At 34.2% G+C, this 14,639-nt stretch carries 18 protein-coding genes, 1 tRNA gene, 2 pseudogenes and 1 riboswitch; of the genes and pseudogenes, 3 read left to right on the forward strand and 18 right to left on the reverse strand.

All coding sequences use genetic code 11. The annotated features are described in order from the left end of the window. The 3 genes and pseudogenes from RQ973_RS03010 to RQ973_RS03020 all read right to left on the reverse strand — a co-directional run. Positions 1-365 (reverse strand): annotated as a pseudogene (locus tag RQ973_RS03010) (hypothetical protein); the annotation flags it as partial. Further along, entirely contained in the window at positions 337-864 is a 528-nt protein-coding gene (locus RQ973_RS03015; protein WP_311522709.1) for a hypothetical protein, read from the reverse strand. The gene RQ973_RS03015 and the pseudogene RQ973_RS03010, both read right to left, overlap by 29 nt. 60 nt (positions 865-924) lie before the next feature. Beyond that, positions 925-1,434 carry a QueT transporter family protein gene (locus RQ973_RS03020; protein WP_060955655.1) on the reverse strand — a complete coding sequence of 170 codons (510 nt, stop codon included), beginning with the start codon at positions 1,432-1,434 and terminating at the stop codon, positions 925-927. Beyond that, a riboswitch (PreQ1 riboswitch) is annotated at positions 1,432-1,529 on the reverse strand. It overlaps the preceding gene by 3 nt. Positions 1,530-1,557: 28 nt before the next feature. Between RQ973_RS03020 and RQ973_RS03025 the strand changes: the two genes are divergently transcribed. The 3 genes from RQ973_RS03025 (at position 1,558) to RQ973_RS03035 (ending at position 2,624) form a co-directional block, all read left to right on the forward strand. Then, the gene (locus RQ973_RS03025) at positions 1,558-1,992 is read left to right on the forward strand and encodes a GtrA family protein (protein ID WP_075231749.1); all 435 of its coding nucleotides are present in this window, start codon (positions 1,558-1,560) and stop codon (positions 1,990-1,992) included. Between the two features lie 71 nt (positions 1,993-2,063). Then, positions 2,064-2,444 carry a large conductance mechanosensitive channel protein MscL gene (mscL, locus tag RQ973_RS03030; RefSeq protein ID WP_075231750.1) on the forward strand — a complete coding sequence of 127 codons (381 nt, stop codon included), beginning with the start codon at positions 2,064-2,066 and terminating at the stop codon, positions 2,442-2,444. A gap of 108 nt (positions 2,445-2,552) precedes the next feature. Beyond that, positions 2,553-2,624 (forward strand) — tRNA-Arg (locus tag RQ973_RS03035). A 137-nt stretch (positions 2,625-2,761) separates the two neighbouring features. Here RQ973_RS03035 and RQ973_RS03040 read toward each other — a convergent pair. The 15 genes and pseudogenes from RQ973_RS03040 to RQ973_RS03110 all read right to left on the reverse strand — a co-directional run bounded on the left by RQ973_RS03040 (position 2,762) and on the right by RQ973_RS03110 (position 14,634). Then, positions 2,762-3,145: a hypothetical protein gene (locus tag RQ973_RS03040; RefSeq protein WP_075231751.1), complete on the reverse strand. Its 384-nt coding sequence runs from the start codon at positions 3,143-3,145 to the stop codon at positions 2,762-2,764. Beyond that, positions 3,142-3,534, reverse strand: a complete 393-nt coding sequence (locus tag RQ973_RS03045) for a hypothetical protein (RefSeq protein ID WP_075231752.1) — start codon at positions 3,532-3,534, stop codon at positions 3,142-3,144. Before RQ973_RS03045 ends, RQ973_RS03040 begins: the two co-directional genes overlap by 4 nt. A 97-nt stretch (positions 3,535-3,631) precedes the next feature. Then, positions 3,632-5,422 carry a DUF262 domain-containing protein gene (locus tag RQ973_RS03050; RefSeq protein WP_075231753.1) on the reverse strand — a complete coding sequence of 597 codons (1,791 nt, stop codon included), beginning with the start codon at positions 5,420-5,422 and terminating at the stop codon, positions 3,632-3,634. Positions 5,423-5,537: 115 nt separating this feature from the next. Beyond that, a complete protein-coding gene (locus RQ973_RS03055) occupies positions 5,538-6,104 on the reverse strand; it encodes a hypothetical protein (protein ID WP_075231754.1) in 567 nt (188 codons plus the stop codon). A 74-nt stretch (positions 6,105-6,178) separates the two neighbouring features. Further along, positions 6,179-7,033 carry an ADP-ribosylglycohydrolase family protein gene (locus tag RQ973_RS03060; protein ID WP_075231755.1) on the reverse strand — a complete coding sequence of 285 codons (855 nt, stop codon included), beginning with the start codon at positions 7,031-7,033 and terminating at the stop codon, positions 6,179-6,181. Between the two features lie 192 nt (positions 7,034-7,225). Continuing rightward, positions 7,226-7,825, reverse strand: coding sequence for a hypothetical protein (locus tag RQ973_RS03065; RefSeq protein WP_075231756.1), 600 nt, complete (start codon positions 7,823-7,825; stop codon positions 7,226-7,228). 551 nt (positions 7,826-8,376) lie between these two features. Then, positions 8,377-8,994, reverse strand: a complete 618-nt coding sequence (locus RQ973_RS03070) for a DNA alkylation repair protein (protein ID WP_075231757.1) — start codon at positions 8,992-8,994, stop codon at positions 8,377-8,379. Between the two features lie 117 nt (positions 8,995-9,111). Then, complete coding sequence (locus tag RQ973_RS03075; RefSeq protein ID WP_075231758.1) at positions 9,112-10,002, reverse strand: aminoglycoside phosphotransferase family protein; 891 nt, start codon at positions 10,000-10,002, stop codon at positions 9,112-9,114. A 106-nt stretch (positions 10,003-10,108) separates the two neighbouring features. Further along, positions 10,109-10,717, reverse strand: a complete 609-nt coding sequence (locus tag RQ973_RS03080; protein WP_075231759.1) for a Type 1 glutamine amidotransferase-like domain-containing protein — start codon at positions 10,715-10,717, stop codon at positions 10,109-10,111. A gap of 47 nt (positions 10,718-10,764) precedes the next feature. After that, positions 10,765-11,193: an aminoglycoside 6'-N-acetyltransferase gene (gene aac(6'), locus RQ973_RS03085; RefSeq protein WP_075231760.1), complete on the reverse strand. Its 429-nt coding sequence runs from the start codon at positions 11,191-11,193 to the stop codon at positions 10,765-10,767. Positions 11,194-11,567: 374 nt separating this feature from the next. After that, on the reverse strand, positions 11,568-11,888 hold the full coding sequence (locus RQ973_RS03090; protein ID WP_075231761.1) for a TfoX/Sxy family protein: 321 nt from the start codon (positions 11,886-11,888) through the stop codon (positions 11,568-11,570). A 21-nt stretch (positions 11,889-11,909) separates the two neighbouring features. After that, a pseudogene (locus tag RQ973_RS03095) lies at positions 11,910-12,051 on the reverse strand (VOC family protein); the annotation flags it as partial. A 119-nt stretch (positions 12,052-12,170) separates the two neighbouring features. Next, positions 12,171-12,662: a phosphoribosylanthranilate isomerase gene (locus RQ973_RS03100; protein ID WP_075231762.1), complete on the reverse strand. Its 492-nt coding sequence runs from the start codon at positions 12,660-12,662 to the stop codon at positions 12,171-12,173. A 2-nt stretch (positions 12,663-12,664) separates the two neighbouring features. Continuing rightward, entirely contained in the window at positions 12,665-12,838 is a 174-nt protein-coding gene (locus tag RQ973_RS03105) for a hypothetical protein (RefSeq protein WP_261676325.1), read from the reverse strand. 338 nt (positions 12,839-13,176) lie between these two features. Further along, the gene (locus RQ973_RS03110) at positions 13,177-14,634 is read right to left on the reverse strand and encodes an LlaJI family restriction endonuclease (protein ID WP_075231764.1); all 1,458 of its coding nucleotides are present in this window, start codon (positions 14,632-14,634) and stop codon (positions 13,177-13,179) included. Between the last annotated feature and the right edge of the window lie 5 nt (positions 14,635-14,639).

Below are 14,639 nucleotides of genomic sequence, written 5' to 3' on the forward strand. Positions count from 1 at the left end.
TAGTGAGTACTTTCTCCCGTCGGAGATTTCCTCACTACTAATCTTAGTATGTTTTGGTAGAGTAACCGACAAGAAAAGTCTGAGATAGAACCAGCATGAATTAAGAAAGTAAGCAAGTCATCAAGGCTTTCTGCTACCCGACCAACTTGGCCTTCACTCCCTATAAAGCCAATACTCTCATCCTCAAGAATTACATATTCTCCCCCGCTGCCGTCCTGAGCAAAGGCCTGACAAGCTAGAGAATATTCCTCATTGTTGTTAGAAAACTGCACCTCTCTGATTTGATCATAAAAGTAAATATCACACTCATCTAAAAGTAATCTTTTTAAATGCTGATTATTTCTGATTATTTGTAGCCTTTCCATCTTTATTCCTCTCCAATATTTGGAATTGTCGGTGAATGATGACTTTGATATGATACTTTTTCGTTTCATTTTTTAGATTTCTGACAAGCTTATCATTCTCTTTTGATTGTCCAAAGAAAAAGGCTAGAGCTTTTCCGTTCTTTTGTTGGATACTCAAAAAATAGCTAGCTCCATTCAATTTAACACTTTGATTAAAATAGACCTCAATCTTTTTAATATTATTCAGTGGTATAATTCGCTTTCTAAAAACATAAGCATTATGGATATATAATCTTCCCTTTGCAATATGAAAAGGATCCAACATACTCCCACCACTTTTTAAAGATGTCTTAACTCTTTGGAAAAAAAGATAGAAATAAAATAGTGCTAAAAAAATAAACAAAAATCTAATGACCTGATTTTTCCAAAGGACTTCAAAAACTGAAATACGATAACCATACATATTAAAATAATCCCTTTTTTCTTTATTATACCACTTTTGTTGAGCTTCTAGGTTCATGGATAAAGAAAAAAACTGAACAAAGTTCAGCCATTTTCAATAATATTTCATGTGATTTCTTTATCTGGTCAAATCAAGACGTTTACCGATTTTTCCGATAAGAATAGCACCAACAATCAAAGAAGCGAATTCTCCGATAGCAGTTGTAAACCAAGTTAAGAAGAAAGGTGCTTCTGCTACGATGTTCAATTCAGCAGCAATGGTGATCATTGAAATCGAAAAAAGAATTGAAAAGAAGAAATGATCTTTACGAATCAATCCATTAAAAAGATAGTCTTTTTTATATTTGCTAAACAACCATACGCCTAAACTTAGGAAGACAAGCGTAGAGCCTCCACCAACTGCGACATCGATGATTCCAAAACTGAAGAAATTAGCAATCATACAGCCAAGAGTAACACCGATAATGTACTTAGGATTGTAAAAGGCAAGGAAATTCATCATTTCAGAAATACGGAACTGATAAGCACCGTAACTGATAGCATTAAGGGGTGGTGTGATTGTCAAAACCACATAAATTGCTGCGACAATGGCAATATCTGCCATATCACGAATAGTTAGTTTTTTCATGTTTTCTCCTTTAGCGAGTAACCCGCGTAAAATATGCTTGGTGAAAGAAGCTAAGCACCAAGGGTTGAACAAGTCAACCTTTCAAGTATAGCACATTTATGTCCTTTATGCTATACTGTTTTTATGAAAATATCCATAAAAAGATTTTTCGACAATGAAATCCTCTCCTACTTATTTTTTGGAGTTGCAACTACACTTGTTTCTATCATTGTTCGTATCACTATTTTTTACTTTTTCCAACAAGAATTATGGGCGACTGCTCTGGGAAATATAACTGGAATTTTGTTTGCTTTTTTCACCAATGATACCATTGTTTTTAAACAGAAACGAAAAAATTGGTTCAATCGTCTGATAAAATTTACGACCGCAAGATTCATTACCTTCCTCTTAGACCTTCTTCTGACCTTTATTTTTGTGACGAGTTTCCCCCATATTATCGGTCAGTTTGTAGGTGATAATCTCAATACTATCAATACAATTGAGACTATTTTTGCACAAGTTACAATCATAATCCTCAACTATATCTTCAGTAAATTTTTTGTTTTTAAAAAACACTAAGCATATTTCTTGCATTCAACAGATGATTAAGTTATAATTTAGATTGTAAAAATTTCGAAAGGAAGAAGAAAATGTTAAAAGATCTTAAAGAATTTTTGCTCCGCGGTAACGTTGTAGACCTTGCTGTCGGTGTGATCATCGCTTCTGCTTTTGGTGCTATCGTTACTTCATTTGTTAATGATATCATCACTCCACTCCTATTGAACCCAGCCTTGGAAGCTGCGAAAGTACAAAACATAGCTGAGCTTGCATGGAATGGTGTTACTTACGGTAAATTCTTGAGTGCTATTATCAACTTCCTTGTAGTTGGTACTGTTCTATTCTTTGTGATTAAAGCTATGGAAAAAGCTCAAAGCCTTACTAAAAAAGAAGAGGTTGTTGAAGAAGCACCTGCTGGTCCAACTGAATTGGAAGTTCTTCAAGAAATCAAAGCTCTTCTTGAGAAAAAATAATCATATAGAGGATTCGTTTCAATACTGAATCCTTTTTTTATTCTCCTTTTGCTGAGTTTAGAAAAAACTTGAGTTCAGCTCTCTTTTTTGATATAATAATTAAAGTTTCCACCCTTAGTGTAATGGATATCACGTAAGATTCCGGTTCTTGAGATGGGGGTTCGATTCCCTCAGGGTGGATATTTTATAAAGAACTTACCAAAATCTGTAGATAAAGCTGTAAGGATTTAAGCTCTATAATATTTCTAGTGGATAAATTCCCTATAGATATTATGGAGTCTATTTTATTGTTGAAAAGGTTTACGTTTATCTAGGCTTCAGTCTAGTTTTTTTATAATCGGAAATGCCTCTGTAAGGACGTCTATCCCAAAATTAATTCCCTGTACTTGGTAGTGATAGATGGGGGCAGGATAAAACTTTTGAACTCTGTTTTTAAGGTGAGTGTCTTTCATTTCAAGTAAAATCCCATCTGATAAACAGGGAATTTCTGGTCCGCTGAGTAAATCTTCTTCTAGTAAATTCAGGTCCCACCCCTCATCGATGGATCTGCAAAAAAGAATCTTACCAAAATCAATACAGTATTTGAGCTTTTGATTCTTTAAAGCCTCAAGAAAAATTTGCAGGTTATTTTCTTGAGAAAGTTGACACCGTAATTCATACCAATCATACTCTATTTCCTCACCAATATGAACCCACTTCATTTTTGTTCAACCTCTTCTATCCTTAGATCACTCTCTTCATTTTTATAGATAACTAAGTCAAAGACTAGATTCTTTGCACAAATACGAAAATGAACCAAATCTTCTTCAGCCAAAACTCCACCCGCCCTATGAATCACTTCTGTAATCAGGCTACTGGTCTCTAGCTTACAAATCGGGGATTCAAGCTCCGGCAAACTAGGAATCTGATGAAGAGCATCAAATAAGTCTCTATCTGTGATTTGGTAAAAATGACAGAAGGGAAATTTCAATCGAATCAGATGTTTCTTTCCCTTCAAAGTCATCGTAGAAATTTCGTAATGACTATTTTCACTAAAAGCCGCACTAGCTTCATATTCATCTTCTGGAATAATAGATTTCCACTCTAGCATTAAATCTCTCTCCACTATTTTCTCATCTCACACGCTTTCTCTATAAAAATCTAAAGTAGTTTAAACAAGCGCACAGCTACTTATTATTGATTTACCGTTAAATCCAGCCTTTTTCCTTAAATTCAGCAATACGAGCTAAATCCTCATCTGAAGGTTTATTGGAAACAATTTCTTTTGTAATAACCGAATACTCTTTGTTCCATTTTTTAAGAATTGCAATAATAGAATCTGAAATCCTGATATCTCTTTTCGAAATTGACTCTAAATTCCACTCTTGAATTTCAGAAAGTCCCATAACTTTTGTGATTTCGATTTTAGAAGCTGCATATTCTTTTTTCTTTTTAGCAAAGTAACCATTTCCTGCTATAATATTTAACTTCTTTTCAAATGGTAATTTATTGCCTATATGCTCGATTTTCTCTCGGATTTTATCATCTGATTCATCGATAAAATAGTTAGTTTGCCATTTTTGAGGGAAGATATGCTCGATTTCCCATTTACTTGGTAATAATGAATCCTGATGTTTATAAGCAAGTGTTTTAAGCAACATTCTCACCACATTACGGTGAGGATTTTGGATTCCTGCTTCAAGTTGAGCTTGGTCTAGTTCTTTGAAATCAAATTTAGGAATATCTGATACAACAATTGCTGAATTTAATTTCAAAATATCACCTTTAACAGCATTGATAGTTGGAATAAGAATGTATTTTGTCATTAGTTCAGCGAGTAATTTGTTTAAGAATCTTGCAAATTTATCCTCAAAGTTTTTATCCTTACGATAACAAATATAATATATAATCACCGGATATTTCCAGAACTCATTAGGATATGAAGTAAGTGTATCTAATGTTTGTTTTATCTTTATATTTGATGACCAACTCTCATCTTCCAGCACTTCACCTTTATTAATTACTTTCCATAATTCGATCATTACGAATAAATTATCTAATAATTCAGATTGATAAAGGCGTTCAAATTTGTTACTCGAATAGTATTTTCTGACACCAGGTGTAGTACTTTTAGTATCTTTTTCCAAAGCTCTAAGATAGAACATATAGTAATAAAATAATTGTTGGATACTTTCATTAGCTGCTGTAGCTTGTTCATCAAGCTCTTTCCAGCGTTCAATAAATATTTCCTTATCTTTTCCCTCAAGATGGTTATAAATCTTAGCTTTAAATATATCAGCATCAGATAGCGGTAAACCTCTGTCATTTAAAGTAGAGAAAATAGTCAATGCTGTATCTTGGGTATCAGCAGTTATTGGTAAAAGAATAGCTTGATTTAATAGGGAATAAATGAACTGATAAATCATCAAGGGATTATCACTTGAATGTTTATCAAGTAACTCCTGAAAATGAATATAATTTCTAGAATAATTATCTTTAGAATCTTTATTTGCTCTTCCAGTTTCGAGAATTTTACGAAGAATTTCATTACCTTCATTATTAACAACACGTGATGTTAGAAGAGTAGTCTTATAATCAACTGTTCCAGTCAGTTTATTAGTGCGCCAGATTGAAGGTTCAATCTTACCAATAAAATTGTTCGCTTCTGGAGTTCGTTCTGATAATGGAGAATTAAATAGCTTTGTGTAAATCGCTCTTAACAATAAAAACAGAGAGGTAATACGTTGCTGACCATCAATAATTTCCTGTTCACCATTATCATTTTCATACGAAACGATACTTCCAAGAAAATACGAACCTTCGCGTTCAGTACCACCATTACTGACGGTAAATTCCCATAAATCTTCAAACAGTGTTTCAACCTGTTCATCCGTCCAAGCATAAGGACGCTGATATTCTGGAATAACAAATGGTTTTGTTCTTCCACTACCAAGTAGTGCCTCAACACTCTGCTTATTAACTTCTATTGTAGTTGGCATCTTAAACCTCCAGATTATATTTGCTAAAATACTACATTTTTTTATTGATTATTTAAAAACTATATAAAATCGCTTTAACTGGCAATCCTACAAACTTAAAACGAACTTTGGTTGACTATTGTAGCTCCTCCATCGCTTCTTTCACATATCCTTCTACATCTTCAATCTCTACAAACGATGGGTCTAAGTGACATAGGAAATGCCAATCTTCGGTATCTTTTTTTCTGTAGACAATCGCCTCACCGTCTTCACTTCCAAAAAAGCTTCTGTCAACTTCAAATCCATTGCCTTCTAAAAAGTCTTTTGCCTTTCGAAAGTTTCCTTCTCTTGCTTCGATATAAGCTTTGACTTCATCGTTATTAACGACATAGGCATCGACTTTTGTAGCTCCTTCAATCACTTTATCGTTTTTAACCGATAGATTCGAAATCTCTTTCCAAATAATGTCCACATTTTCCTCAGAATTAAACGAAAACCTAGATAAAGGGACAATATTTCCATTGAACACAATTTCCATATAATCCGGCAAGTGTTTAGGATTTACATACTCCACTTCAAAACCATCTTCGTTTTCTAATGTATACCCAGGGATTTGAGCTACAAAGGCTTTACCCTCCTCTAAAGAATCAAACACGACTAAATCTTTAGAAAAATCATTTTGGTACAATTCCAATATAACCATCGATAACCCGCCTTCCTTCAAATCTAATCACTGCAACTCTAACATTAGTAATTACGTACTATAATAGTACACTATTATTTTATTACAATCGTTTCTTCCCATCGTCTGAGCACATCTTTTAAAGGCTCATCTAGATAGGTATAGGCTTTGTCTTTAATCCAATCAGGTATACCATAAGCAGCTTCGGCTATACTTCCTGTTATCGCAGCGAGAGTGTCACTATCACCGCCGAGAGAAATAGCATTTCTGATAGCATCTTCGAAGTCTGTACTTTCAAGAAAGGCAATGATAGATTGAGGTACCGTATCCTGGCAAGTTTCATTGAAACGATAAGTAGGACGAATTTCATCCAGAGTTTTCGATAGGTCATAGCCATACTCTTCCTCTATGTGCTCCTTGATAAGTCTCTTACATTCTGTAGGATTATCGTTGATTGGTTGCTCATAGTCGCCACTATAGCCTCCAAAGTAATAGCGACACATAAAGATAGCATCAGACGTCGCCATAGCTCCCTTGACCCCTTCTTGATGGTTATGAGTCACCTCTGCAGAAAGTCGTGCAAGAGCTCTTCTGGACGGCCAGGCTCCTGTTCTGGCACAGAAACTACAATCCATGACCCAAGCACAAGGAGAAACACGCATTGCTGAGCCATTGCCAAAGCTATTATATGGTTCACGATCGTCGCCATCAACCCAATTACTAAATCTCGCACCGTAACCTGCATCGGGATACATCCTAGCATATTTCTTCATGGCGTCAATAAAGTTATCCTTCTGACCGCCATTCATAATGGCTTCTGCAACAGCACAGGTCATAACCGTATCATCAGTGAAAAAACAATCCTCACGAAATAATGGAAAGTCTTTCGTTTTAATATTGTCCCATTCGTAAACAGAACCAACAATGTCTCCAACTATTGCTCCTAACATAAAATACCTCCTAATGTCCAATGTCACATCTATAAATATACTAAAAATCTACTCTACTTTTTTTAGATTGTACAAAGAGTGATACAGCCTCAACGTGTGCTTACATCTAGCTTTTCCTTCTATAAATTGACTCAAGTTAAATTTCGGGTATTAGAGGAATTGAAATATTCTATTTCTAATCTATAACTATACCTATTCTGTTCGAGTTTCAGCTAAATATATTCCCCATTCAGCTAATTCTAAAGGCAAATCATAAACAGTTTTTCCATTACTTTCATAGATTTCAGAGATTCCTGGTGAGGTCTTAGAAAAAGTTTTCCAAGCAGTCACTAGTTCTTCTACAAATTGAATATTATGAGGTTCAAAAAAGTCATTAAATTTCGATAGTTCTTTACTATAAATTGTCACAACATTATAGCTATCAAGCATGATCTCATCATGACTTTTATGCCCACCAAATCCAAACTGACTAAGTCCATCATTAATAAGCAAATCACCGTATCTAATCAACAGTGCTAGGCATTCCTCTCTTGAACAACCATCAATATAATAAACATCCTTATGGGATTCCTTGATAATATTCTTTGCTATCACTTTTTCTCTATCAATACTGACAGGCAATTCCAAAATAAAAAACAAGGGCTCGTCATGAATCGCAATAAAGTGTTGAAAAACCTCTAATATTTTTTCTGCGTGTACATTCGCCGTCAAATGATGTTCAGTTAACTTTGTAAATGACTCAAACAGGTTTTCTACCAAGCTAACTCGATGACCTTTTACTAAATTCAACATTATGCGTCCTCCAGAGAATTTAAATATTATACACATTTATAATCTCATTATACCATTAAACCCCTAAAAAGACTGCAACTTCACAGTCACAGTCTCCTATAAATCTACCTTAGTTCATTCAAGGAAAGTTACTACAATTTGTCCAGCTTCTGAAATAGATTGATAGCATGTCAGACTATAGTATCCAGAAGCCCAACTTGAACTATTACTCTGATTCTTACCCTCTATTCGATTAGAGAAGCTACCTTCACGCTTTTCATTATTCCTTTCGTTCACTTTTTAGAGCAGAAAAACACTCTCAGCGGTTCGGACTTACCCTATCATTTCGTCGGTGCCCCTCCTCATTCTACGAGTCCTATCGCATGGGCCGAACATCTGCTTCTACTTCTCTGATACCTCAGCTCGTACAAGCAATGATACCGGCCTCAACATGTGGTGTTAGCAAACTTCTATATTATAGAATGAAAGTGACTGAGTTGTTGTTTAAAATTAAACTTTAGAATGAAACTATTTTATAGTTACCATTTTTCCAACTTTATAGCTGATAATTGTCACTTAATAAATTTACTTGCTAACTTGTAAACTTGTTGAGTCTCTTTACTCTTAACATCCCAACTATCAAGTTCTTCTTTAATTAACTCTGGAAATTTCTTACTAATATCCCTTAAAGCATTTCCAACTGATTTTCTAACATACTCACTAGAATCTTCTTTTAATGTTGCGATTCGTTTAATAGCTTCATCTGGATTATCCTTGAAATATGGTCTACTCGTCCATATTCTCAAACCTTCTGTAACAGCTCTTCTGACATTTGGATTATTATTTTGAAGCCAGTCGTCAATAACCGGAAGAGATTTTTCATAACCTGTTTGCTTACAAAATTCATCAAATGCTTTTGCTAATACTTCTTGAACTCTCCAATTGTCATCCTTTGAAACCTCATCCCTCATGAAGACCAAAATTTCTTCATACGATGACAAATATCCAAAGAGAAATACACTGTACATTCTAACTTGATATACATTGGATTTAAAGGCTAAAAATGCTAATTCTTTGGTATACGCATTATCGTTCGAGAGATAGTCAGCAAGAGCTCTTTGCTCTTCTTCTTTAAATCCATTTTCTATTAAAGAGAATTCTTTTTCTAAATTTAAAATATATTCTTTCATGTAACTTGAACCCGAAACAACATCCCAATTTTCAAGATATTTCTCGATAGGTATTAATAAAGAATTGAATTCATTATAATATGAGCAAATAATCTTGACATTTTTTCAAATTGATATTTAAACCCTTTTATTATTCAACCTATTCTCAATCAAATACCAACTAGGAATGATTTGCTTCATATCATCATACCATTCTAAAATTTCCTTAGCTTGATTTTGCATTACTGCTATTTCTTCGATTCCGTAAGGAACAGACCATGGCAGAGCACCAACTATGTTATTTATAATATAGATAGCAAGAAGTTTCCAAAATAAATCCGGAACCTTATGATCAAAATATCCATCTATCATACCTGACGCAAAAGAAGGAGAGACTTGAGCAGACCATACAATACGATTGAATTCCTCCCAAGGATCTCCAAGATCAAATCGATCAAAGTCAATGACATAAATTTTACGATCTTCACCAATCATGAAATTCCCGATATGATAATCTCCATGTTGGAAAACCTGAGGTCTATCTTTTAATAATTCTCTATTTGCATTTAAAAAATCAATAAAAATCTGACCATTTTCATATTGAACTGGACATTCTTTGTATTTGGAGATTTTGTCATCAATTTTTCGATTATAAAAGACTTCCCAATCTTCACGAACTTCTGTAATAGGGAGTGAATGAATTTTTTGAAGGATTCTTCCTGCTTCTACTCCGTAAGTGTATTGTTGTTCTTTCGAAACAGTTAAAATGGTTTCTCTTGCTTCTTTCCCGTCTATCCATTCGTGTAAAGAGTGTACCTCGTCATCGCAGAGTTCTATGCTAATCGGTTTACACATAGGAACTCCAAGAGAAGCTACTTTCTCCATCATATCAAATTCAAATTTTTTAGAATCTAACTTCTCCTTATCAGAAACACGCAAGAAATATTTTTGCTGATATTGATCTGTCACACAATATTTTTTATCATCTGACCAGCCTTTATTTATAGCTATCTTACTACTAAAATCCATCAAGCACTCTCCGATTCATTTCACAACACTTTTTGCAGTTTTCACTAGTAACCTATCCAGTTCGTCTACACTTTAGTTACCTAGATCAAGATTTAGATAATGAAAACTAGTCAATTTTCTCTATGATATTTCCAAGTTTATCCAATACAAGACATGAATGATCATTTAGTGGAATTATGGGAACATTAACGAGTTCTTCAGCTCTATCCTTATTAGCTTTATCATTCCATGAATCATAATGGACACTAATTAAAAACTGACTAAAGAGTCCTAATCCATTTTTTATCTTTATCTGATGATCTGAATTATCATTAGGTGAAACATAGACTTTTTCTCCTAATAATAGGGCTCCTGCAGAAAATCCCATAACTTTCGCCCCTTTATTCAGCATACGATCGATATAATTTTTGAACTGCGGATTGACGTAAGTAGCTAAATACTTTTCCGTATTTCCACCACCGATAATAATTAGATCAGCATCTAAATAGCTATCAAAATCAATCTGCTCAGTGTCCAAGAGTAAGTAATCAGTGTCTAGGTTAGAAAAATGGCTGCGGAAAACTTCCGTGTACTTTTTCATATACGGTTCCCAATTTTCTCGATAAACTGTAAAAATGACAATTCTTTCGATCTTCCTTGATGACACAATTTTATTAACAATCGTATGGTTCTTGATCGGCGGATTTCCACCTATCAAAAAAATTTGTTCGTCCAATCTTTCACACTTCCTAAAGATACATAAATTTTGACCACGTTCTGAAATTATAGTTTCTTCTTAAAATGAATAATTCTATTTGCCTCCTGAAATCCAATATTGAGATGAAATCTTATAGAATCCGTATTCGTTAAAGTACAGTCACTTGCAAATTCCTTACATCCTTTATTTTTCGCCCATTCCTCACATTTTGTACAGAGATTTTTAGCAATATCCTTTAAACGATATTCCTCGTCGACAATAATCCCTTCTAAGAATCCAACAGGACTATATTTACAACCTTCAACATAATCAAATCTGAGTGAACATAGTGCTAGACCTACAATTGTGTCACCTTCAACTTCAGTAAAGATTGCAGTATTTTTGCCATTCGTATATCTTTTTACTTCATCAATAGCTTCTTTATCGGTCAATTGGGGCCATAATTGTTTCATTAGTTTAGCCGTTTTTATAGATTCTTTTGTTATTCCATCCATATTGATGTTCCTCCGCAAATTACAAGCAAATGTTTCGAATCATGCTGTTACTTTGTTACTCATTGATTGATACTAATACCATCCCCTTCTACTTTTCGACTGTCTCAGATAGGAAAAGCAGAGCCACGCACTCGGCGGTTCGGACTTACCGTATCATTTCGTCGGTTTCCCTCCTCATTCTACGAGTACTATCCCATGGGCGGAGCATCTACTTCTACTTCGCTGATGCCTCAGCTCGTACAAGCAGTGATACCGCCTCAACATGAAACGAGTGAACACTAATTATGCCAGGTAGTCTTGTCTGTTCTATAAACTTTTTAACGATAGCATAAGGTTATCGTTAAATAGTATTACCTAGATAAACTGAGATTTTATTATTTCTTTTTCTTTGGTTTTGGTGCAGGTAACTCATCATACATTGAATTAAATAAGCCGGTTAAATATTCTTTGTTGTCAACATCATCTACCAATAGCATTTCCTTTGCACCTTCATACGGCAATTCGTATTCTACATTCGGCATATACACTATTGCAGATTTGACAGGCTTCACTAAAAATCTATCATCATAAATTCCACCCATGATTTTCCCTCGATAATAAATTATATATTCACCCATCATTGCTCTATATGATATTTCTTCCAACTCGGACAATTGTTCTAAAATGAAATCTAAATATTCTTTACTTGAAGCCATTTTTGCTATCTCCCTTAATTACTAAAATTTCAATAGTCCATTTTCATCAAATTGAAAATTGGGTCCCCCAAGAAACTTCCCAATAATATCCATCTAAATCCGAAAAATATGCGTGATGTCTACTCCAGAAAAGTCCCTGTGGCTCTTTTACAATTTTTCCACCTGCTTTTCATTACTAATTCTAGTACTCGCAAATATAGTATAAATTAAATAACCAATAAAAATGATAATAAAAATAACATAGCAGCCAGTCTTACAACTTACTACTTTTCATATGATAATTTACAAATGTCTTTCCAGCCACTCGATCTTTTTAAAATCCTTATTGTTATTGTGATCATTTCGATAGGAGTCTTGAGAAGAAGCTTTGTAAATACTTAGATACTGCTCCAGACTTGGAAGACGAAAAGTGATGCATTCAATGTGAATAAGCTCTATATCCGATTCCGAAACACCTGCAAAATCAGGTAAGGAATCGATACTTCCAAATTCAACACTCACTCGATCCTTTTTGAATTCATGCTCATGAATATCTATTAAGACGTAGCCTAAGTCTTTCATCACTTTCATTATCTTGTCCCAGTCATAAATTCTGAGATGGTCAGGTGCTTCCCAACCTCTAGGGTCACCAGGTACATGAATGTCAATATCAGACGGCCCCCAATTTTCTTTCGTTCTAAACTCCAATCCCAAAGAACCCATCAGTGTCGGTGTAATTCCGACTCGATTTAAATGGAAACAAATGGTTTTAAATTCTTCAAATAAGAGACTCATGTTTACTCTAAACCTTTCATATAAATCTTCGTTATTTCTTCTTTATTACCTTGAACAAAATCATCTTCATTTTCTAGAGTATATCCAGTTATTTTGGATACAAATTCTTTTCCTTCTTTTAAGGACCCAAATACGACTAGATCTTTATAAGAAGGATTTTGATATAATTCCAACATATACATCTCTAGTTCTTCTGATTTTTGAACGATTATCCACATTTCACTAACAAACTTACACACTCGGCGGTTCGGACTTACCGTATCATTTCGTCAGTTTCCCTCCTCATTCTACGAGTCCTATCCCATGGGCGGAACATCTGCTTTTATTTCACTGATGAATCAGCTCGTACAAGCAGTGATACGGCCTCAACATGTGGTGCTTGCAAACTTCTATATTATAGAACTAAAGTGATAGAATCAACATTTAAATAACACTTTTTGAACGAAAGTATATACTGACTTATTCCAAATGCATATTTAAAATAAATATGTAAAATTATTTACTACTAAAATAGTTAATCATTTACCCCAATAATACTACTGCTACCTTTTAATGTTTCAATTACCTCCTTAAGTGGGCTTTCCTTTAAATATGCACGATAAACTTCAGCTACATTCAACTTAATAATATAAATAGGACTTAATTCCAAAGGTTTACCTGTAAACATCTCCATGGTCACTGAACCAAAGTCGAGGTCTGTTTCTGACTCAGTTGGCATCACAAAGAAATTTTTCACAACTAGATCTTTTTCTTTGGCAGAAACCAAATCTTTATAAGCTAATTGATACAAGAATTGCTTCGTGACATCCCCAATCCCTGGATTATTGTATAGTCCATTTGCTTCAACTTTTAAGAGATAATACTTGGCATCAATAATCATAAATAATGAATCTTGTATAGATATTGTATCGGGTTCAAGAGTCTTAGAACTATACTGAGATATTCCTTTAGATGTCCATTTGGGTTTTTCTAAAAATTCTTTCAAGGATTGTGTGCTATCACCCAGTCCAAGAGACTCGAGTGAATGATCAAGATGGTTTTCAAAAGCTACTGCACAAGCTTTCTCCCAAACTACGTGGAATGAGTTCGTTCCAAAGAAACTGATATCACTTTTTACTGATGATGTATCCTTCTTATCAACATAGATATAAAGAGCTTTCAGTAACAATTGGTTTCTAGTATTAAACTCTACTGAAAGTTGCTGCTCGATTCGATAAAGAATATAGTCTTTTTCAGCTAAATCATCCAGCTCATCCTCTGTCAAAAGAAGTTCTGGTAAGCCTAGTAAGTTATGCAACTCAGCATGCTGCAAAGTCTTAGTCGCTAGAGTCAAAATAATTTCATGAATTCGTTTGATAAAGTGCATTTCATCATCAATCTTCCGTTGAGTAACCAACTCTGGATAATAAGGTCGATTATTCGAAATAATGGTAAAGGTGTCATTAATAGTTCTATCCCAGTTAATATCCCCATAGCCATTGATTTCTAGAATTGTATCCTCAACATTATACAAACCATACTCAAAATAATCATTAAAGAGATACATAATTAGAGCTAGTTCATTGAAAGAGCTGCCTGAATCATACTCTGAATAAATCAGTATTTCTTGTTCCTTTTGATCAGCTTTCTCAATAACTTGAATAACCTTTTTGAGCTTGATATCGAGATATTCTTCCTTATCGATATACTTAGGATAACACTTAAGAACGAAGTTATGAATCATCACAAGCCCGACATAGGTAAAGACATAGAGCGACTCACTCCCACCAGAAGAAAGTTCCTCCAGTTCAGCATCTTCTTCAAACAAGTCTGATAATTCCTGTTGCTCCTTTGTATTTTTTACAGTTTTTAAGATACCAAAGGCTTTCAAGCGTTGGAGTAATCTTTGAAGCGATTCTTTCTCTAAATCAAAGAGAACCTGAAGATTATGAAAAAAGTATCTCTTTTGTTCACGAATAAACACTGACTTCATATAAT

The organism is uncultured Streptococcus sp., assembly GCF_963511325.1.
Taxonomy (GTDB): Bacteria; Bacillota; Bacilli; order Lactobacillales; family Streptococcaceae; genus Streptococcus.